General features: G+C 37.0%; 23 protein-coding genes. 15 read left to right on the forward strand and 8 right to left on the reverse strand.

The window, feature by feature from the left end; all coding sequences use genetic code 11:
• Positions 1-2: 2 nt before the first annotated feature.
• On the reverse strand, positions 3-1,046 hold the full coding sequence (locus BM098_RS04230; protein WP_089830750.1) for a ribonucleotide-diphosphate reductase subunit beta: 1,044 nt from the start codon (positions 1,044-1,046) through the stop codon (positions 3-5).
• Positions 1,047-1,057: 11 nt separating this feature from the next.
• Positions 1,058-3,334, reverse strand: a complete 2,277-nt coding sequence (locus tag BM098_RS04235; protein ID WP_200795831.1) for a ribonucleoside-diphosphate reductase subunit alpha — start codon at positions 3,332-3,334, stop codon at positions 1,058-1,060.
• A gap of 216 nt (positions 3,335-3,550) precedes the next feature.
• Here BM098_RS04235 and BM098_RS04240 point away from each other — a divergent pair, with 216 nt between their 5' ends.
• From BM098_RS04240 to BM098_RS04250, 4 genes are all read left to right on the forward strand, one after another.
• Positions 3,551-3,811, forward strand: coding sequence for a hypothetical protein (locus BM098_RS04240; protein ID WP_089830754.1), 261 nt, complete (start codon positions 3,551-3,553; stop codon positions 3,809-3,811).
• 70 nt (positions 3,812-3,881) lie between these two features.
• The gene (locus BM098_RS13665; protein WP_234987410.1) at positions 3,882-4,040 is read left to right on the forward strand and encodes a hypothetical protein; all 159 of its coding nucleotides are present in this window, start codon (positions 3,882-3,884) and stop codon (positions 4,038-4,040) included.
• A gap of 228 nt (positions 4,041-4,268) precedes the next feature.
• Positions 4,269-4,703 carry a PilZ domain-containing protein gene (locus tag BM098_RS04245; protein WP_089830755.1) on the forward strand — a complete coding sequence of 145 codons (435 nt, stop codon included), beginning with the start codon at positions 4,269-4,271 and terminating at the stop codon, positions 4,701-4,703.
• 313 nt (positions 4,704-5,016) lie between these two features.
• Positions 5,017-6,861 (forward strand): methyl-accepting chemotaxis protein, encoded by a 1,845-nt coding sequence (locus tag BM098_RS04250; protein ID WP_089830757.1) that lies wholly within the window; start codon positions 5,017-5,019, stop codon positions 6,859-6,861.
• A gap of 87 nt (positions 6,862-6,948) precedes the next feature.
• On the opposite strand, the gene BM098_RS04255 is transcribed toward BM098_RS04250, so the two are convergent.
• Complete coding sequence (locus BM098_RS04255) at positions 6,949-7,197, reverse strand: YuzB family protein (protein WP_186819681.1); 249 nt, start codon at positions 7,195-7,197, stop codon at positions 6,949-6,951.
• A 199-nt stretch (positions 7,198-7,396) separates the two neighbouring features.
• Between BM098_RS04255 and BM098_RS04260 the strand changes: the two genes are divergently transcribed.
• Positions 7,397-8,068, forward strand: coding sequence for a helix-turn-helix transcriptional regulator (locus tag BM098_RS04260; RefSeq protein WP_089830761.1), 672 nt, complete (start codon positions 7,397-7,399; stop codon positions 8,066-8,068).
• A gap of 63 nt (positions 8,069-8,131) precedes the next feature.
• Here the strand turns inward: BM098_RS04260 and BM098_RS04265 are convergent, their stop codons facing one another.
• The gene (locus BM098_RS04265; protein WP_089830763.1) at positions 8,132-8,551 is read right to left on the reverse strand and encodes a helix-turn-helix domain-containing protein; all 420 of its coding nucleotides are present in this window, start codon (positions 8,549-8,551) and stop codon (positions 8,132-8,134) included.
• 144 nt (positions 8,552-8,695) lie between these two features.
• On the opposite strand from BM098_RS04265, the gene BM098_RS04270 reads away from it, so the two are divergent.
• Both BM098_RS04270 and BM098_RS04275 read left to right on the forward strand, forming a co-directional pair.
• The gene (locus tag BM098_RS04270; protein ID WP_089830765.1) at positions 8,696-8,968 is read left to right on the forward strand and encodes a hypothetical protein; all 273 of its coding nucleotides are present in this window, start codon (positions 8,696-8,698) and stop codon (positions 8,966-8,968) included.
• A gap of 66 nt (positions 8,969-9,034) precedes the next feature.
• On the forward strand, positions 9,035-9,856 hold the full coding sequence (locus tag BM098_RS04275) for a RecX family transcriptional regulator (protein WP_089830767.1): 822 nt from the start codon (positions 9,035-9,037) through the stop codon (positions 9,854-9,856).
• Between the two features lie 28 nt (positions 9,857-9,884).
• On the opposite strand, the gene BM098_RS04280 is transcribed toward BM098_RS04275, so the two are convergent.
• Together BM098_RS04280 and BM098_RS04285 are read right to left on the reverse strand one after the other, a co-directional pair.
• A complete protein-coding gene (locus BM098_RS04280; RefSeq protein ID WP_089830770.1) occupies positions 9,885-10,676 on the reverse strand; it encodes an HAD family hydrolase in 792 nt (263 codons plus the stop codon).
• A 181-nt stretch (positions 10,677-10,857) separates the two neighbouring features.
• Positions 10,858-11,835: a metal-dependent hydrolase gene (locus BM098_RS04285; protein ID WP_089830773.1), complete on the reverse strand. Its 978-nt coding sequence runs from the start codon at positions 11,833-11,835 to the stop codon at positions 10,858-10,860.
• Between the two features lie 134 nt (positions 11,836-11,969).
• Between BM098_RS04285 and mutY the strand changes: the two genes are divergently transcribed.
• Entirely contained in the window at positions 11,970-13,088 is a 1,119-nt protein-coding gene (mutY, locus tag BM098_RS04290) for an A/G-specific adenine glycosylase (RefSeq protein ID WP_089830775.1), read from the forward strand.
• Positions 13,089-13,338: 250 nt separating this feature from the next.
• Positions 13,339-13,866 (forward strand): nucleoside tri-diphosphate phosphatase, encoded by a 528-nt coding sequence (gene ntdP, locus BM098_RS04295; RefSeq protein WP_089830777.1) that lies wholly within the window; start codon positions 13,339-13,341, stop codon positions 13,864-13,866.
• Between the two features lie 64 nt (positions 13,867-13,930).
• On the opposite strand, the gene BM098_RS04300 is transcribed toward ntdP, so the two are convergent.
• Positions 13,931-15,025 (reverse strand): FUSC family protein, encoded by a 1,095-nt coding sequence (locus BM098_RS04300; RefSeq protein WP_089830779.1) that lies wholly within the window; start codon positions 15,023-15,025, stop codon positions 13,931-13,933.
• A gap of 285 nt (positions 15,026-15,310) precedes the next feature.
• A complete protein-coding gene (locus tag BM098_RS04305) occupies positions 15,311-16,606 on the reverse strand; it encodes a glutamate-1-semialdehyde 2,1-aminomutase (RefSeq protein ID WP_089830782.1) in 1,296 nt (431 codons plus the stop codon).
• A 173-nt stretch (positions 16,607-16,779) separates the two neighbouring features.
• Here BM098_RS04305 and BM098_RS04310 point away from each other — a divergent pair, with 173 nt between their 5' ends.
• From BM098_RS04310 to BM098_RS13320, 6 genes are all read left to right on the forward strand, one after another.
• A complete protein-coding gene (locus BM098_RS04310; protein ID WP_089830784.1) occupies positions 16,780-17,229 on the forward strand; it encodes a DUF1801 domain-containing protein in 450 nt (149 codons plus the stop codon).
• Between the two features lie 65 nt (positions 17,230-17,294).
• Positions 17,295-17,759: a thioredoxin-dependent thiol peroxidase gene (bcp, locus tag BM098_RS04315; RefSeq protein ID WP_089830786.1), complete on the forward strand. Its 465-nt coding sequence runs from the start codon at positions 17,295-17,297 to the stop codon at positions 17,757-17,759.
• Positions 17,760-17,977: 218 nt separating this feature from the next.
• The gene (locus tag BM098_RS04320) at positions 17,978-18,925 is read left to right on the forward strand and encodes a D-2-hydroxyacid dehydrogenase (protein WP_089830788.1); all 948 of its coding nucleotides are present in this window, start codon (positions 17,978-17,980) and stop codon (positions 18,923-18,925) included.
• 2 nt (positions 18,926-18,927) lie between these two features.
• On the forward strand, positions 18,928-19,509 hold the full coding sequence (locus BM098_RS04325; RefSeq protein WP_089830790.1) for a cob(I)yrinic acid a,c-diamide adenosyltransferase: 582 nt from the start codon (positions 18,928-18,930) through the stop codon (positions 19,507-19,509).
• 192 nt (positions 19,510-19,701) lie between these two features.
• Positions 19,702-20,163: a peroxide-responsive transcriptional repressor PerR gene (gene perR, locus BM098_RS04330; protein ID WP_089830792.1), complete on the forward strand. Its 462-nt coding sequence runs from the start codon at positions 19,702-19,704 to the stop codon at positions 20,161-20,163.
• A gap of 164 nt (positions 20,164-20,327) precedes the next feature.
• Positions 20,328-20,459, forward strand: a complete 132-nt coding sequence (locus tag BM098_RS13320) for a nucleotidyltransferase-like protein (protein WP_159430108.1) — start codon at positions 20,328-20,330, stop codon at positions 20,457-20,459.
• The last annotated feature ends 187 nt before the right edge of the window (positions 20,460-20,646 follow it).

The raw sequence follows: 20,646 nt of genomic DNA on the forward strand, positions 1-20,646 counted from the left end.
ACCTACAATTCATCGAAGCCATTAGATGAGGATACTTTTGTGTACGTACGCGACTTTTGTTCAAAGAAATCAGACTTTGTCTCATTCATCATCTCATCGCTAAATACATGAATCCATGGCATAGGATTGTCACGTTCAGGATAACCGTTGTCTAACCCAAGTTGTCTAAAGCGTTTATTCGCAAGATATTCAAGGTAAAGATAGAATTCGTTAAGATCAATCCCTTCAATATCTTTTAAAATGACGGCTGCCCACTCTTTTTCAAGTTCTACCGCTTGTTTAATCGAGTCATAAATAAATTGAATGTTAGCATCACTGTTTAATTCAGGCTGTTCTGACATTAGAATTCTAACAAACTGCGAGATAAAATAGGCATGCTGCATCTCATCACGCTGGATATATGAAATCATCGTACTTGTTTTCAACATCTTTTGATGTGTGGCTAAATGATAAAAGAATGCAAAACCACTGTAAAAGTAGATTCCTTCTAAATTAATTGAGCTAATCGCTAATTTAAATAAATTAAGTGGTGTCGGATTATCTTTAAACTGTTGATAATAATCTAAAATAAATTGATTGCGTTTATTTACGATTGGATCGCTCTTTGCCTCATTAAATCGTGCATTCTGTTCATCTGTTGGAATGAGTGAGCTTAAGATGTAAGAATACGATTCATTGTGCACCGCCTCTTGTTGACTAATCACCGCAAAAATCGCTTTAAAACTTGAGTCGGTGACATAGTTCATCACCTCTGACATCGTCGGTGTTTGTAAACTATCTAGAGCCGCGAGCTGGGTATTGATTCGTAAAAAGACATCTTTTTCTATAGCTGTTAACTGATCCCACGCCTTAACATCATCTTGCATATTAATTTCATGCGCTTTCCAAAAGTTTGATAACAATGTTTGATAAAGGTCGTACATTTGTGGGTAGCGTAAGTCATTCCAATTAAGAATGCCAGACGTTTGACCGTTAATAATGCCGGTTGATTTATTTGGGTGTTGTGGATTCAGTAACGGTATTTTTTTCAATGGTTGTTCAATCATTCATTTGCCTCCTAGCTATGACAAGCGACACATTCATTAATTTCTGCTTGTGACGTCGAGCGTACATAGTACGTTGTTTTTAATTTATTATGGTAGCTGGCTAAGTGTAGGTCAAGTAGTTCTTTTGCCTTAATATCATGACGGACATATAAATTAAAGCTGATACCTTGATCGATATGGCGTTGTCTTTTAGCATTTTGTTCGATACTCTTTTGTTGGTCGAGTTCATGGCGTGCTTTTAAATAATAGGGATACGTCTTCGGCGTTAAATCTGGGACAGTGACTTTGAATTTAAAGTTTTTCTTTTCTTCTGCATACATGAGTGCATAAATGGGATCAATTCCATCGGTAGACCCGCCTATTTTAGCTGTTGAACTGTTGGGCGCAACCGCCATTAAATACCCGTTTCGTAGTCCATGTGTTTGAATCGCTCGTTGTAATTGAAGCCAACGTTCACTTTCATAGTTGCGGTCTTTGAAGTAGTTTCCGTTATCAAACTCAGAGCCTTTAAATTTAGCGTAGGGTGACTTCTCTTTAGCTAAGTTCATCGACGCTTGTAAAGTTAAATAACCAATCTCTTCATAGAGTTTATCAGCATAGTCACTTGCATCGTCTGATTCCCAGTAAATATTCTCAAGGGCAAGCAAGTGATGCCAGCCATATGTGCCAAGGCCAATTGCTCGATATGTTTGATTGGTTAAGTTAGCTTGGGCAACGGTAATCGTATTTAAGTCAATCACATTATCAAGCATCCGTACTTGAATAGGAACAAGCCGTGCTAACACATCATCAGTTACAGCGCGGGCAAGGTTAATCGATGAAAGGTTACAAACAACGAATTCACCAGGCTTTCTCACAATAACACTATTGCCCTCATCATCAATGTACTCTTTTATAATCGTTGTTGCCGACATATTTTGGGTGATTTCTGTGCACAGATTACTTGAGAAAATACTGGTTCGCCCACGTCCGTGGACATGTTTATTGGCATTTTTTCGGTTGACTTCATCCCGGTAAAACATATAAGGAGTGCCTGTTTCAAGTTGTGCCATCATTATCCGAGCCATAATATCCATTGCCCGGTATGTTTTACGTGATAGAAGTGGGTGATTGATTGCTTCATGGTATTTCTCAGTAAAATACTTTTTATCGGCTTCATCGTAAAAATCTTCTAAGCCAAGTGCTTGTCCGTTCTCATCTTTCCAACCCATCACTTGCTTGACTTCATGGGGACAGAAGGTATGCCACTCACCAATACTTCGTCCTGCCTCATCGATTTTTTCTAACTGCTCCATAAATAAGTCAGGAATGCTGACGCCAGTGAAAATATCATGCGCCTTCCGGCGCTCATCGCCATTATTCGTTTTTAAATCTAAAAATCCGTTCATGATATCTTTATGAAACACATCTAAGTAAATGCTGACTGCACCTTGGCGTTGGCCGAGTTGATCAACACTTACCGCTGTATCATTTAATAATTTAATCCAAGGAATCACACCGCTAGAATGCCCCTTGAATTTTTTAATATCAGAGCCGAGTGCTCGAACTTTACCATAATATACACCAATGCCCCCGCCGTCTTTACTAAGACGTGCCACATCCCAATTGTTCATATAAATACCGTCTAACGAATCATCGACGGTGTCGATAAAACAACTCGACAATTGCCCGTAGCTTTTGCCTGCATTTGATAATGTCGGTGTAGCGACAGTCATATAGAGATTAGATAGTGCCCAGTAAGCCTCTTTAACAAGCGCGAGGCGTTTGGCTTTCGGTTCGTGTTGCATCAAAGTCATCGCAATGACCATTAGCCGTTCTTGAGGTAATTCAAATAATTCTTTTTTGTGATTTCTCGCAAGGTAACGATCTTGTAACAAGAATAGACCAATATAGTTAAACAGTTCGTCTTTTTTAGGATCTATCGCTTGGCCCAATTCAACGATAGCTGGTTTTGAATAGTGACTCAGCAGCGCATCAGAATAAATACCTTTGTCTGTAAGTGTGACAATAAGTTGATAAAAATCAGGATAACTGGTAGGATCGTTATGCTGCCGGTTACGACTGGCTTCTTGATATAATTGTTTCTTTAAAAAATGGCTTGCAATAAATGACCAGTTTGGTGCATCGATATCAATTTGATTGAGTGCATAAAATAAAGCCGCTTCATTTTCATCCTTATGCTGGCTTGTCGCGACCTTGATTTTTTGATTAAGTTGTTCGAGATTAATATTGTATCGTGCTTCTAAGTATGTAAGTTCTTGTTGAAGTTGTTCAAGTGTATCTATCATAGTTTTCTTCCTCTCTAAATGACTTGACATAGTTTTTCTTGAAATTTAAAAGTAACTAAATACTATATATAGTATTATTATTTTTATAATTGCACTACATTTAGTATTATATCGTTAAAGTTTGTTCGTGTCTATGAGTAGGAAGTATTATTTAAACTTTTAAGTTTAAATAAGATCGAGCCAAATAACCTTTCTCTATTTTGTGGTAGTTCAATAGTGAAAAAGAAGCGGTTTAAAACGTTATCAAAAGAAATTCAGTACTTTAATCAATTAGTGACTAAAGAGAAGAAATATTTAATTGATGAAGAATGGGAAGAAGTATGTGACGCGCTTAAGAAAATATTTTTTAAAATTCCACAAATCGATGTGTCAATGGATATATTTAAACGATTACTGTATCAAATGAAAAGTCTAATTGATTCAAGTGCAATGCAAAACATTGAACTACCCCCACCTAACATTCTCACGAATGTTTGAGGAAGGTGTCTTCTCGCCTTAATGCGATAAAGAAACAGATCTCTTCTTAAAGAATACGCTTAATAGCTGATTGGTTTCAGCAGGGGATATTATAGTCCTCGGGCGTTCGTGTATTAACTCAACAATCAAAGCCAAAGTCTTTATGACGGTGAAAGGAATTGCCTGTGATGGTGAACTATTTGCAAAAAAAGGCTGCGACTTACATGAAGTTGGTGGCCAAATGGTTTAAGGACACTAATCAAAACCTCAATAGAGGGAAAAATACGGATTCGAAAAGTGTATGAAGGGACGGTTATTAAAGTAGGGGGATGGACACACACTTTTGAAGAGGACCAAGAATATATAGTGGCTGCTTTAGATAAAGATGGTAAACTATGCTTAACTCATCAATAAAATAGCCGATATAAATTAAAGTTAAAAAAATGTTAGTATTTTCACTAGAGGAGCGGGTTGAGCGATGCGCTACAAAAGAAAAGAGCCATTTAGATATTTATTTAACGAACCGATAGATGGAAAGTTTGCGATTATTTTAAATCATGAGGATAAAGATAAAGTTATCCGAACAGACCCAGGTATGTTAAAAGTTATTGATCTTAGTCCAAGAGGCATGCAATTTAAGACAAAGTTGGATATACCTACATCCAAAAAAGAATTCTATGTTGAAGTCACCTTTGAATTAGATGGAGAGATGATTGAGATGTTAGGAAAGGTCGCGTGGAAGAAGAATGAACGTGATTGTGTCCGTTATGGCCTTGAGGGGATTGAGGATCGAAAGCGGGAGCAACAAATTATTGAAAGAGTCAAATCACTTAGTAAAAAAGCACACGCTAAAGCTAATATTTTAGAAAAAACAGAGGATTTAGAGCAGCGTGAAGCGAGTAAAGATAAATAAACAGACCAGAAAGATTCAGGTGAATAGGTACAAGATATCACCGTTTTTGAATAAGCTAACAGGAACATAAGGTTAGACATTTTAAATGAGCCTTAATGTAAAAGGAAAAACTATGTCAATATAATGGGTTTTTCCTTTTGACGTAAAAGTGTGTTCTCTCTATATCCTCCAATAGGCTTAACGTTTTTAAAAATATAGTAAAATACACTTAAGAGTTGTCATTCTTTGCCGATAATAATAGATAGGAGAGGCTAGCTCACCTGATGAATTTACCTTGAAAGGAAATGTAAGCGTTTAAAAAGGAGGAAGTAGAATGGGATTATTTAAAAAGAAAAGGCCAAAAGAATTGAAAGAAGTCAAGGAGAAAAAGGTAAAAAAAGAAAAGCGTCCAAAAGGTAAGGAACAAAATAAGAAAAAACTAACAGGTGTTAAACAATCACATAAATCAAAGGTGAGAAAAATCAGTTTACATAATGTTTCAATTGGTTGGAAATATGGTTTTGTTATTATCTTTATTTTTGCATTATTGTCCATTTCAACCTTTTTAGTTACACAAGCTATCATGGGACTCGGTAATGATTTAGATGAGGTCGAAGACCAAGGGAACCGTGCGGTACTAACGACTGAATTAAGTCAGCACGTTCAATCAAAAGGTTTATCAGCAATGAACTATTTACAGTTTGGAACTGAAACGTACTTAACCGATTATGAAACCAAAAAAGCTCGCGTCGATGAACTATTAGAATATTTACAAGGAACGATTACAACTGAAAATCAACAGTCATTATATGATGAAGTCGCAAAAAATAATGATATCTTAGATGAAACTTTTTATGGTGATGTGATTGAAAATGTTGGCGCATCGGAAGAGATTCGCCGTCTTTATAGTAACCGTTTTAGTAGTGCAACCAATACAACTTCGCTGTACTTACAATACTTGAAAGATTTAATTATCGAAGACCGTGACGAGACGGTGAGAAAGGCCGATGAATCACAGCAAGCCTCGCTGATTTTACTGCTTACATCTATGGTGGGATCATTAATCATTGGTGTTATCTTAGTGTTACTTATTAGTCGCTACATTTCGAAGCACCTTAACCATGTTGTAAAAGCAAGTGATACGATTGCTTCAGGCGACTTGACACAAGAGCCAATTCAGTATCAAGGTCGTGATGAAATTGGTCGTTTGAGTGCATCAATTAATGGTATGCAAAAACAACTCTTAACGATGATCAACAAGATTGATGAAACGTCTGTGGGAGTAAAGGATAGTAGTATTGCTTTAAACCAATCAGCACAAGATGTGAAAATTGGGACAGAACAAATCGCAATTACAATGGAAGAGCTTGCAACAGGGACAGAATCACAAGCAACTTATGCTGGTGATCTAGCTGAGACTATGAAGGCGTTTAGTGATAGAATCACCTCTATTAGTAAAAGCAGTGAAACAATCAACCAATCATCCAATGTTGTTTTAGAAGAAACTCAAGCCGGTAATACCTTTATGCAAAAGTCAATCAGTCAGATGACAGTGATTGATTCGATTGTGAAAGAGGCTGTCACAAAAGTAAAAGGTCTTGATAAGCAGTCAAAAGAAATCTCAAAATTAGTTAATGTGATTAAAGATATTGCTGATCAAACTAATCTTCTGGCGCTTAATGCAGCGATTGAAGCGGCTCGCGCAGGTGAACATGGCAAAGGTTTTGCGGTTGTAGCTGACGAGGTAAGAAAATTAGCTGAACAAGTTAATCATTCGATTGGTGATATTACTTCAATCGTACAGACGATTCAAACAGAATCAAAAACTGTATCAGAAGCCCTGTCCCATGGTAATGACGAAGTAGAACAAGGTAAAGTTGATATTACTAAAACAGGTGAGCGTTTCAAATCAATTGAACAAGCGATTGACGAGATGACTTCACACGTTAAAACAGTGATGAATGGTTTACAAGTTCTTGCGGATGAATCAGAACAAGTAAATGGATCGGTGCAAGAGATTGCATCGATTTCTGAGGAATCAGCAGCAGGTGTTGAACAAACTTCTGCCTCTGCAGAGGAAGCGTCATCTTCAATGGAGGGTGTCGCAGACGGTGCTACAGTTTTACTGGAATCAGCAGAAACTTTAAATGAAATGATTCGTCAATTTAAAATAAAGTAAATCAATATTAGATAGGAAAAACCGCCCCATTAAGGTATTCACCTTGACGGGGCGGTAATATGTTAGGCCACATATTGTCTGTGACTGTTAGGCGTTATAAAAGTTAAGCTCTTCTTCAATAGCCGCACGGATATTATTTAAGGCATCATCAACGTCTTTCCCTTTAATTCTTTTACCGTTGACCAGTGCGAATGGTCGTAAGCGGCATAAACCACAAAAAGATAAGCAGCTACTTGTGATAACGGAAACTTCAAGGTATTCGTCTTCAAGAAGACCTTCTGTTTCAATTGTACTCAGTAAATTACTTTCACATATTTCTACAATGATAATACCGATAGTACCCACACCCCTATTATTATGCTATACTGAACTGTATATTATAAAGCAACGGATCAAAGGTGTCATTTAATCTGCTCATCACGTTATGGTATAATAACATAACAAACTTTAATAGATAAAAATTAAAAAAATGAAAGTTTGTTATTTACTTCACAAACTTTTTTCGTTACTATAGTCATAAGGGTAGGTGTTGAATATGGTTAAAAATAAATCAACGAGACAATCTGTTTTGGAATTATTAAAAAAGAAACAAGAATTATCAGTCAGTGGTTTAAAGGGACATCTAGACATAACAGAGATGGCAGTAAGAAAACATTTGATCAAATTAGAGGGCGAGGGACTGATTTCGTCACGCACGGTGCGGCAACCGATGGGACGACCAGTAATCTTTTATCAACTTACAAAAGCAGGAAACGATCTTTTTCCTAATAATTATGACCAGATTGCTGTCGAGATTTTGCACGATATAAAAGCTTCAATAGGTCTTGAAGCGATTGATGCACTGTTTGAGAATCGTGAACAACGGATGCGCAAAAAGTATTTACGGAAAATCTATCAAGATGATCCGTTAATAGAACGAGTTCAACAATTGGTTGATGTCCAAGAAGATAGTGGCTATATGGCTGAATTAGTTGAAGAGGAGTCCTCTGAATCTGAAGACGATGTGCAAGTTACTTTTGAACAATTTAATTGTCCAATTTCAGCCATTGCTGGTGAGTATGATAAACCATGCGAGTGCGAATTGAAATTGTTTAAAGAGGTCTTAGGAACGGAAAATGTCGAACGTGTAAGTTGCATTGCTAAAGGCGGAAAAAGTTGTCGTTACGTAGTAAAAGATGAAAAAAAGACCGTGGCTAAGTTAAAATGATAGCTATGGTTGTTACATATACAAAAACGAGGAGCTATTTAATACGTTAAGTAGCTCCTCGTTTTAATATTTTTTTAATTCTTCGATTGCTGTAAGCAAAAAGCGATCAATTGTCTTTTGTTGTTTAACAGGCAAAGACCTGTAAAGGTTTAGTTGGGCTTGAAGTGGTTTGTTTTTTAATAAAAAGTCTATCAACTGATGCACTGATGCATCAGCATAATCTTCGAAGGCATTCTGGTAGTGGGCTTGAAAATCACTTAGCACAAACGTTGTTTCAGGCGCTTCACCTACAAGTGCGTCCAAAGTTATTTGAAAAATATTACTTAATTTCACGGCTATTATTAAGTCGGGAAGCACATGTCCATTTTCCCATTTTGCTACAACAGAACGTGAAACTTTTAACAAGTCAGCGAGTTGTTGCTGAGTAAATTGATGTTTTTGTCGGTAATGTCTTAAATTATGAGGTAATTGTTGCAAAGGCATAGTTCTCACACTCGTTTTCTAATAGAAATCATTATGGTATGTGCTCATCCTATCATGTTTTAGACATATACCTACGACTTCTCTTGTTCTTATGAAGATAAAAATATATAATGTTCTTAAAAAGAACAGATGAGTGGTGGGAATATGAAGACGTGTTTATTGTTTGATCGTGAACAAATAGAAAAATCCAAGTTTCTCCAAACAGATTTTAATGTGGATGGTTGTGTTCGAGTAGAAAAGTATCAAGTAAACTACGACACGATTGAATTTCATTTAGAAGTTGAGACAAAAGAAAGTGTTTGGAAAATTGTCCAACAATGTCTAGCGATTAACTTGCCGCATGGCTATGGCTTTAGTGAGGATCCGCTAACGCGTTATGAGGAAGCTAAACTTAAACTAAAAGCCTATCATCGTTAATGGAAGTGTGGCTCCCACTAAAATATGCTACACTTATAGTGGTTATTAAATGGTGGAGGTGATCATTTGCTGGAAATATCAAAGATATCCATTCAAAAAAAACGCACAGATCGTTATAATATTTTCTTTAAAGGCCCCAGTGGTAAAGATGAGTATGCTTTTAGTGTAGGAGAGGATACACTGATTACAGAAGGTCTTCGTAAAGGGTTAACGCTTGATGATGTGAAGATAAATGAGTTAAAACGAAAAGATGACACAAATAAAGCATTTAATAAAGCAATTTATTATCTTGCGCAGCGAATGCGGTCTGAGCTAGAAGTCAGAGATCGTTTAGCTAAAGCTGATTACGACCCAGAACAAATTGATGTTGTCATTGCAAGATTATATAAAGAAAATCTATTGAATGAAAAAGTTTTTAGTGAGGCGTTTGTTTTAACTAAAAAGCAAACAACAATGAAAGGTCCAAGGGTTATTGAAAGAGAGCTAAAGGAAAAAGGAATAAAAGAAAAAGACCGACTTTACGGCCTTTCATTTTATAAAGAAACCGATGAGATTGAAAAGGTAGCTAAATGGATCGGGAAACAACATACTAAACAAAAAAAGCAATCACACAAGTTATTTAAATTAAAGCTTAAACAACAGCTAATGCAAAAAGGTTTTTCAAATGATGCAATTCAAATAGCGATCGAAGAAAGTTTAGAAAAATTACCCGAAGAAGAAGAGTATCAAGCATGTTACTTACAAGGAGAGAAAATTTTAAAGAAAAAGATGCGGAAATATACCGGCTATGACTTAATACAGCATGTGAAAATGAGTCTTTATCAAAAAGGTTTTCCTATGGAACTTATTCAGCAATTTATCGATGAAAAAATAAAAACAAGCGAGTGAAGGTTAGCTTTCTCGCTTGTTTTTATTTTTATGCTAAATCTAAATCAATTAAATCAGTAATGGCCTCGTGAACGTGACGAACGACTTTTTGTGCGTGAGACCGTATAAAGATAGGTGCCTCTTGCATGGCATAACTGTAACCGGTAAAAGACAGCATGGATGTATCGTTAAAACTATCCCCAATTGATACCGTTTGCTGGACATCTGTTTTTGTTCTCTTTAATAGTGCTTGTAATGCATGACTTTTATCAGCACCTTTAGGGACAACATCTAAACATTGTTGAGCTGATAGAAAAGTAGAGATATCATGTGGGAAGAGTTGATTAATTTCTGTCTCTAGTGCTAATAGTGCTTCTGTATCTCCAAGTAACATGAATTTTGATGTAGCAAAGTCATGGTGTAAGGATTGTTTTAATTCAGGCTCAAAAACGAGTGGGGTTTTGAATAAAGGTTGTAATGTCTGAACTACTGGCATATCTTTTGCATAGTGAATATTATCAAAGTTAGATATGAGGCAAGGAAATTCGTGGCGGTGAAGGAAGTCAAAGAGCTTTACGCTCACATCATTTGAAAAGGTGTGTGAGTAAATTTCTTGATTATCTTTAGAAAAAGCAAAGGTTCCATTTTGACTGATGCGATGTCCGGTTATGTCTAATTCTTTAAAGACTGCCTGTACTTCACGGTCGGAACGACCTGTTGCGATTGTGATGTCAACGCCTTGATGATATAAGTATTGTAAAGCTTGTTTATCCTCTTTCGTAATATAGCGGTTTTGTTTTAGTAATGTGCCATCCAAATCGGTAGCAAACATTGTAATCATATGTTCTATCTCCTCTACAAAGTATTCATTTCATCAGAAGTAACCTGAGAATAGTATGGAATTTAAAGTTATAGTCAAAGACTAGTATAGCTGAAAAAAATATAAAAATAAAAGCAAAAGCCCAACGGAGCTTTTGCTTTTTTGAAGCTTGTTAAATGCATATTGCTTGTATGTGGCTTAGCTATTCCTCAATCAGCAACTTATCCTGTAATTTCTCTTCTGAGAAGACCCAACCGGTATAAGAACTAAGAATATCAAGGTTACCTGAAATATTTACGACCGCGACAAATGGATAATGATCTTTGGCTCGGTAGCGTAAGTCAATAAACCGCACTTCAGTATAGTGATCATACTCTGTAATTTCATGTCGATAAACGGAAGAAAATGATAAGAATGCTGCCACGTTTTTATCTGTTTTAGCGGTGGCGATTAACCGATTGTTTGGTAATGGAACACGATTATATTTATGGACAATTTGAATTGTGCCACCGATAGAACGAGCGACATAAAAGCTGTCTTCGGTTGTAATGGCTAAACGCCAAATCCCTTGTTTAATAGTTGGTGATGCATACACGCCTTCTACGCTTCCAAAGTATAACGTTAATTTCTTGACCATTGTTTTCTTCTCTAAATAACGTTTGATATAATAAAAAATTAACAAAAAATATATCGACAAGAAAACGATAGTTGGATCTAACCCAAGTCCCCATAAAACGAAACCAATGATATGCGCAACAAAAATAATGGGATCAAAGGTATTAATAAAACCAAGTGCAATCCAGCGATTAGAAAACGGTCGTAATGCTTGTGTACCGTATGCGTTAAAGATATCAACGAAAACGTGGATAACAACAGCAAGTGCCGTCCACCGATAGAGGATGCCGTAATCTAAGTTAGGAACTGCGACATAAATTAGGGCTGATATAAACCAACCCCAAAATAAGACAAGAGGAATAGAATGAGTAATCCCACGGTGATGTCTTAAATAAACGGCATTACTTTTTAATTTAAGTACCGTATCAAAATCGGGTGCGTGTGAGCCAACAATTGTGCCAACTAAGACGGCACCGAATAAGACTGGATTTTCGGAAATGGCTGGGTCGGCTGTCGCAATCCCGCCGAGTGCGACCCCCATTGCAATATGTGTTGCCGTATCCATATGACTCACTCCTTTAAACTTACGTAAAAATAGACTATAGTTATTAGTAGCCATTTTTCTATGGGATTAAACCTGATACGGTATGATTTGATTAGAAAATACAAATGATATAAACAGATGATGAGGAGAAAGTTATGAAAAAACAAGAAAAAGAAGCGAACAAGAACAACCGCTATCTTGAGCAAGTTACACGGTTAGATGCTGTTGATTTTTTGTTGTTTCGTCAACAATTAGTTGAGTGGTATCAAACAATTAAGCGGGATCTGCCGTGGCGTAAAGACCAAGATCCTTATAAAGTTTGGGTGTCAGAAATTATGTTGCAACAAACGCAAGTTGATACTGTGATCCCTTATTTTAATCACTTTATCAATAGGTTTCCAACACCTGCGGTGCTTGCAGAAGCAGATGAAGATGAGGTATTAAAAGCGTGGGAAGGTCTTGGATATTATTCGCGGGCTAGAAACTTACATGCGGCCGTGAAAGAAGTAACGGCTAGTTATGGTGGTAAGGTACCGACAGATAAAGAACAGTTGCAATCGCTTAAAGGCATTGGGCCATATACATTAGGCGCGATTATGAGTATAGCTTACGGTGAGCCAGAACCTGCCGTTGATGGCAATGTGATGCGCGTCTTGTCTCGGGTATTTATTATTGAACACGACATTAAAAAAGCAGCAACACGTAAAGTTTTTGAAGCCTTAGTAAGGCAATTAATTGATCCGATACGTCCATCTGACTTTAATCAGGGGTTAATGGAACTCGGAGCACTTATTTGCAAGCCGGCTCAACCTAAATGCGAAAAATGCCCGCTTAAATCGGTTTGCTTAGCTCATAAACAAGGTATTGAAACGACACTACCTATTAAAACAAAAGCTAAAAAACAGCGACAAGAACAATTCTATGTGCCAGTTATTGAATCACCTGATGGCCATGTATTAATTGAAAAACGCCCAAGTGAAGGATTGCTTGCGAATTTATACCAATTCCCAATGGTTGAACAGTCGCAAACAGACAGAGAATTGCTTAGGGATTACGTAGCCGCACAGTACCAGTACCAATCATCACTGCAAGAATATAAACAATTGCAACCAGTCAAGCATGTGTTTAGTCATTTAATTTGGTCACTTGTACCAGTTAAATTTACGACAACGACGACATTTCTAGTCGAAGAACACCAGCAATGGGTAAAAAAAGATGCACTTAGTCAATTTGCTTTTCCGGTTCCACATCAAAAAATCATAAAACAACTTTAATGATGCAGGCTTATTTTTACGCTCTAAGGCGATAACACACGTTACAAAAGAAAGAAGAATGTTAATGAAACTAGGGAGTCAACGTGTGCGACATACATATAGAGAGTCGAATAGCTATTAGTATGCAAACTGTTTCTTTAACTAAATGGCGTAACTATCTAGAAATTTCAAAGCTTATGATTTCAATTTTAACTTAAAATCGTTATAATAAGAGAGATAAATGAGATTATGATTAAGAAAGGAAGATAGGATGCCTGGCCCAAAAATCGGTCGACCAGTTAAAATTAAAAGTTATAAACATAATGGGCAGCTCCATCGAACCTGGCAAGAAACGACTGTATTAAAAGCAACGAGTACGAAAATTATTGGTGCGAATGATCGTACCCGCGTGGTTGAAAGTAACGGCCGCTCGTGGTTGACTCGTGAACCAGCGATTTGTTTTTTTTACACTAAACATTGGTTTAATGTGATCAGTATGCTTCGTTCAGATGGAATTCATTATTACTGTAATATCAGCTCACCTTTCGTTTATGAAGATCAAGCCATCAAATATATCGATTATGATCTTGATGTAAAAGTCTTTCCAGACATGACTTACACACTCTTAGATGAAGATGAGTATGAACTACACGGAAAGGAAATGAACTATCCAGGTAAGATGGATAAAATCTTATGGGACAGTGTGGATGAATTAACCCGCATGATTAGACAGCGTAAAGGTCCATTTTCTCATGAGACGATTGAACAATTGTATGAACTATTTTTAACTTACAGATAAAAAAACGCGAAGCTTTTAGTAAGCTTCGCGTTTTTTTCTTTAACATTTAGATAATGTGTCATGATTAACTCGTATGTTTATTCTCTAAGTCACGGTGCTTAGGAATAATATCAAGTTTCTCATTACCATGGAATTGATCGTAACTATTCAATAATTTTTGTAAATGCGAGAGGTCTTGATGATAATTCATCAACATGGATGCCAGCGGTAAAAAGATTAAGTAATCCATTTCATTTTTTTGATAGAGCTCCAACAATTGATCAACAATATCAGGAATGTTAGATTCATTTAAATGTTGATACTCTTTATCTTTTCCACGTTTAATCTTTCGCATAAAACCAAGCATAATGTGTTCATGAGCATGAATAACAATATCAATCTCATGTATGAGTCGGCGTTGTAAATCTTCTGGCATGAGTTTTGCACGATTGTCGACCTTTTGAATTGAGCGCAACACACGGAAACTTCGATGAGTCGTTTTAATTAATTGACGAAAGACAACGAGTTTACGCGCCCGCACAGGGTGCTTCTTTTTTCGGTAGACGTGCTCTTCTGAGAACAAAGCATACAATTCATCCATTCGACGTAATTCTTTCTCAATCCGTGACATTTCCTTTTTTAAAGAAGGATCATCAGATAAATGGCGAGTCGTAATTCTTAACCATTTAAGAATTTCTGTTGTAATTTGATTGATTTGTTGGAATAGTGTTGTTTCATAACGTGGTGGTATGAATAATAAATTAACTAAAAAAGCAGAGAAAATACCGAGCATGAGCGAAGAAAATCGCAATAAGCCAAATAGATAGATCGGCATGGTAGTTGTCTCCATAACTGAAATTACCGCAATTAAGGCGATGGATACGGCACTTTTCTCGATTTTCAAGAAGCGACATAGGCTAATAACAAACATAACTGATAAACCAACGATAATTGGATTGTTACCTAAAAGATAAGCAAAAGTAATCGATATTGTCACACCGATAAAGTTTGCTTGTAGTTGTTTAAGTGTAGTGATATAGGACTGATAAATAGACGGTTGAATCGCAAAGACGGCTGCGAATCCTGCAAAAACAGTCGATGGAAAGCCGATGAGCGCAGCCGCATAAAGGGCAATGGCGACAGCAAGGCCCGTTTTAAACATACGTGCTCCTAAACGCATGTGAGGTCTAGCTCCCTTCTAAAAAAACGTTGATAGTAGTATATTGCCAATATTTCTGATGTATAAACAAAAAGGGACCTTTTCGGTAGAGAAACAAAGTTTCTCCTCTGAAAAGGCCAAGAACTTTCATGCTTTGAAGGGAAGTCATACAAAATTGACAAAAATAAAGCATGAGTTGAAATATAAAATTTCATAGTAACTATAGCATATTCAGAATAAATTATCAATTCAAAAATTAATAAATATTCATAATCGTGTATATTTATAGCGGTTTAGTAATTAGTTTTAATTCTCCTGCATTTTGCTGAAAGCGTAATCAACCGCTTCTAATGTTTGATTGATTTCTTTATCCGTATGCGTGATGGTTAAAAACCAAGCCTCATATTTAGAAGGCGCTAAATTAATACCTTGTTCTAACATGAGATGGAAAAACTCACCGAACTTTTCGGTATCAGTTGCTGCTGCGTCTGCATAGTTTCTAATTATATTATTCGTAAAATATACAGTTAGAGCACCTTTTAGCCGATTAATGGTAATCTCAATCTCATGATTTTTGGCATGTGCTAGAATACCTTCTTCTAAGCGTAGTCCTAACCGGTCCATCTCATCATAAATTCCATCTTCCTTGAGTACTTCTAAACAAGCAATTCCGGCTCGCATTGATAGCGGGTTACCTGCCATTGTACCAGCTTGATAGGCTGGTCCAAGTGGGGCTACTTGTTCCATAATATCCACCCGGCCGCCGTAAGCACCAATCGGTAAACCACCACCAATGACTTTTCCTAGAGCAGTTAAGTCAGGCTCAATATTATATAGCTGTTGAGCACTTCCATAGGTGAAGCGGAAGGCGGTAATAACCTCGTCGTAAATAACGAGTGAACCATTCTCATGTGTTAACTGATTAACGGCCTTTAAAAAGCCCGGGTCAGGCTCGACAATCCCAAAATTACCGACAATGGGTTCGACGAGTACACAAGCAACCTCTTCACCCCAGAGTCTTAGGGCCTCTTTGTAAGCTTCGAGATCATTAAAAGGTACGGTAATGACTTCGCTTGCCGTCCCTTTAGTCACGCCAGCTGAATCAGGATTTCCTAATGTTGAAGGACCTGATCCTGCTTGGACAAGAACAATGTCGCTGTGACCATGATAACAACCGGCAAACTTAATTACTTTTTCACGCTTGGTGTAGGCACGAGCAACGCGAATCGTTGTCATAACAGCTTCTGTTCCGGAATTGACGAAGCGAACTTTCTCTAACGAAGGAATTGCCTCTTTTAACATTTTCGCGAAAGTGTTTTCCAACTCGGTTGGTGTACCGTAGAGTACACCTTTAGCTGCTTGGTCTTGAATGGCTTCGGTAATATGGGGATGGGCATGACCGGTGACAATTGGACCGTAGGCAGCGAGAAAATCTATATACTCATTATCATCGACATCGTAAAAGTAAGGGCCGCTCCCATATTTCATGTAAACAGGTGTGCCACCTCCTACACCTTTATAAGCACGAGACGGTGAATTAACTCCGCCGACAATATGGTGTTGAGCTTCTTCATGTAAACTTTCTGACTGTGTGTGTTTCATCATTATGACCTCCAAAATTTAAAAACTTGAATTCTATTATACATGAAAAAATAATACTAAGAGATAAGTATGTAAATAATTTCTCGTGATGAAGGGTTTAGTTTTTATACTGACGGGTAAATTAATTATTAGTGAATCCAAATGGTTTTATTAAAAAACTGAGGTGGTGGGAAATGGCTGATTTAGATGTCGCTCAATATATTGCGTCACATGATGAGAAGTGGCAAGAAGCTTTTTTAAGCTTATATGAAACAGTTAAGGCACATATTCCTAAGGGGTTTAGTGAAACCATGCAGTATGGTATGCCAAGCTTTGTCGTTCCGTTAGATATCTATCCTGCAGGTTATTTACGCGATAATATAACCCCGTTGCCATTTATAAGTTTGGCTATTCAAAAGCGGCATATTGCCTTCTACCATATGGGGATTTATACAGATAAGGATTTACTTGAATGGTTCGAAGAGGCGTATCCAGATCATATCAAGACAAAGTTAAATATGGGTAAAAGCTGTATTCGCTTTACTAATCCGAAGACAATGCCATTTGAATTAATCGCTGAACTTGTAAGTAAGGTTTCGGTTGAAGAGTGGATTGAGCAATATGAAAACTCGGGAAGAAAATAAACCATGGGCTTATTTTGTGATTACTCGTGCTAATTAATAATACTATATAGAAGGAGATGGACTAAATGACTGTAACAATCGGAAGTGAAGTACCTAAATTACCAATCATCACAAGTGAAGGTGATGAAATATCATTAAATGATTTTAAAGGTAAGAAATTGGTGTTATATTTCTATCCGAAAGATGAGACGCCTGGTTGTACGGAAGAGGCGTGTGCTTTCCGTGATTTACATGATGAATTTGAAAAGGTGGGTGCTGAGGTTATTGGTGTGAGTCCCGATTCAAAAGAAAGTCATGAGAAATTCAAGAAAGATCATGATCTTGCATTTTCATTAATTGTGGATGAAAAGCATCGTCTTGCTGATGAATTTGGCGTATGGATCTTAAAAGAAAAAGAAGATAAAGCGTATCACGGTAATGAACGGTCCACATTTATTATCGATGAGAAAGGGATCATTAGAAAGGAATTCCGCGGTGTATCGGTACCAGGACATGCGGATGAAATATTAGCAGAATTAAAAAACATGTAAGAGTATTGCCGTTAGCAGAAGTGCTAGCGGCATAGTTTTGCTACGAAGTCGGCTGATATCAGTTCTTTTCATTCAAGTGAATGAAGGTTATAATTATAAACAACAGCCGGTGCAAAAGGTATAAGGTTCTCATATTCTAGAAAGTGGGTAAAGAATAATGAGAGCGAAATGAATGATAAGCATTAGAATTTATAGAATGAATAGTTAGGATGAGAGCGATGCAAGTAATTTCAACTACGCGATTAACGGAAAATCTAGAACAACAATTGATTAATCATTATCCAGAGGTTACTTTTCACTTCAATTCATCGATTGAAACAGTTAAAGATTTAAATGAAGCGGATATATTATTAACCTATGGTGAAGACATAACGGAATCAATATTAGAACAAGCAACACAACTTAAATGGATTATGGTTATGTCTGCTGGGGTAGACGAGATGCCTCTGGCACGGATCGAGGCGCAAAACATTCAGGTAACAAATGCTAGGGGAATACATAAACATCCAATGAGTGAATACGCGATGGCAATGTTACTCGGCCATTACCGAGAGATGTTTACTTTTTATGAGCAACAAAAACAACATAAGTGGCATCAACAAGTTAAAACGAAAGAAATCAATCGCCGGAAGATGACAATCATCGGAGCTGGAGCGATTGGTGAAGAGTTGGCACGTTTAGCCCAAGCGTTTTATATTGAAACAACAGCGGTAACGAGATCTGGTGGTAAACGGAACAACTTTGATTCCAGTATGACATTAAATCAGGTTGAAAAAGCACTAAACGACAGTGATTTTGTTGTTTCAATCTTGCCGAGTACAGAACAAACGCGCCCGTTTTATCAATCACATCATTTTAAGTCCATGAAATCATCTGCGATCTTTTTAAACATGGGACGTGGTGATGTTGTAGAGACGGATGTACTAATCAAGGCCTTAGATGAGGGAGAGATTGATCATGCTATTTTAGATGTCGCACCGCTTGAACCTTTACCAGAAGAACATCCATTTTGGGATCATGAAAAAATAACACTGACACCACACATTTCTGGTAAATCATCACAATACTTACAGAGAGCCATTGAAATTTTTGAAGACAACTTGTCACAGTATCTGATTGACGGGATACTCACTGTTAACCAGATTGATTTAAAAAGGGGGTATTAAACATGCGTATTTATACACGTTCAGGAGATTCAGGTGAAACGTCGCTCGTGTCAGGTGAACGGGTACAGAAAAATCACTTAAGAGTAGAAGCTTATGGAACAGTAGATGAGGCGAATGCCGTTATTGGCTATGCTGTATCGACAGTCGATCTAGGTTTAACTTGGTCGTTGTCTGACCGCAAGTTACTATTAAGTACAATGGATGATGTTCAATCGATGTTATTTCACGTTGGATCGGAGTTATCAACCCCAACGGAAAAAGCAGTGCCGTGGCCGGTGACGCAACAAGCGATTGACCGGTTGGAAACAATTATCGATCGATTAGATGAAGAAGTCCCACCATTAAAACAGTTTATATTACCTTCAGGACACCCAACAGCTGCTGCTTTTCATCATGCGCGTACAATTGTTAGACGAGCGGAACGATTAACAGTTGGTTTAAAAGAAGAAGTGAATCCATTGGTCCTCGTTTATTTAAATCGTTTAAGTGATTTACTATTTGTCGCAGCGAGATTTGTGAACACCTTTAGTGCTTATGAAGAAAAAGCATTTAAGTATGTGGCGGATGACAAACAAGAGTATTAATATATAGCATGACCTTAGAAAATAGCTGGAATTCCAGCTATTTTTATTTGACAAAATCATATGTTTCTTAGTACACTAATTATAAAGATTATAATGTAATAATTGTAGTTAACCAATAACTAAGATCATCTGTAATTTATTCTCATTTAGTCATTTTAGTGTTGGAATAAAAGAAGGAGAGGTGGATGTAATATGCATGAACATCATGATCACGAACATGACCATACACATGATGAAATAAAAGAAGCGGTAGAACGTTTAAAATCGTCAGGCGTTCGGATCACGCCTCAACGACATGCAGTACTGGAATATTTGATTGAAAAGGAAACGCACCCGACAGCAGATGATATTTATAAAGCGCTCGAGGAGAAATTCCCAAATATGAGTGTAGCAACGGTCTATAATAATTTACGTGTGTTTAAAGATATTGGTTTAGTTAAAGAATTAACTTACGGAGACGTATCAAGTCGCTTTGATTATAATACGACAAAACACTATCATGTAATTTGTGAATCTTGTGGGAAGATTGTTGATTTTCACTATCCAAGCTTAGATGAAGTAGAGGCGCTCGCTGAAACAGTTACAGGTTTTGAAGTGAGTCATCACCGACTCGAGATTTATGGCACATGTCCCGATTGTAAAGAAAAACATTAAAATGTAATGAATAAAAAACTCTAATAATGATAAAATAAAGTCTCTTACTATTATGTGAGAGGCTTTTGTTTTGGATTATAAAAATATAGTGGTGTTATGAAGGAATCGGATACGTTTGTGTCGAATGGTACTTAGGTGACGATTTATAGAAAGGGGATATGTTTATGTTCGGAGAATTGCGTAGTTTATATCAGGGTTATACGGCAGATGATGATACGGTAGGTGTTATTCAAGTCGATAAAACATCACGCCAAAGTCCAAATACAGATGGATTTGATACGATTTTATCGCATTAAGGCGAGAAGACACCTTCCTCAAGTGCGTCAGCACTAGGTAGGTGATGAATCGTTTGTTTTGAATATTTTTGAAGTGACAAACATATATTCCACATGGTATAATTAAAGCACTAACAATGACCGTCACAAAAAAAGAGAGGGTGTGTATCATGGGCATGAAGGCCATTTTTTCAAATCGCTTATATAA

Source organism: Halolactibacillus halophilus, assembly GCF_900115605.1.
In the GTDB taxonomy this organism is placed as follows: Bacteria; Bacillota; Bacilli; order Bacillales; family Amphibacillaceae; genus Halolactibacillus; species Halolactibacillus halophilus.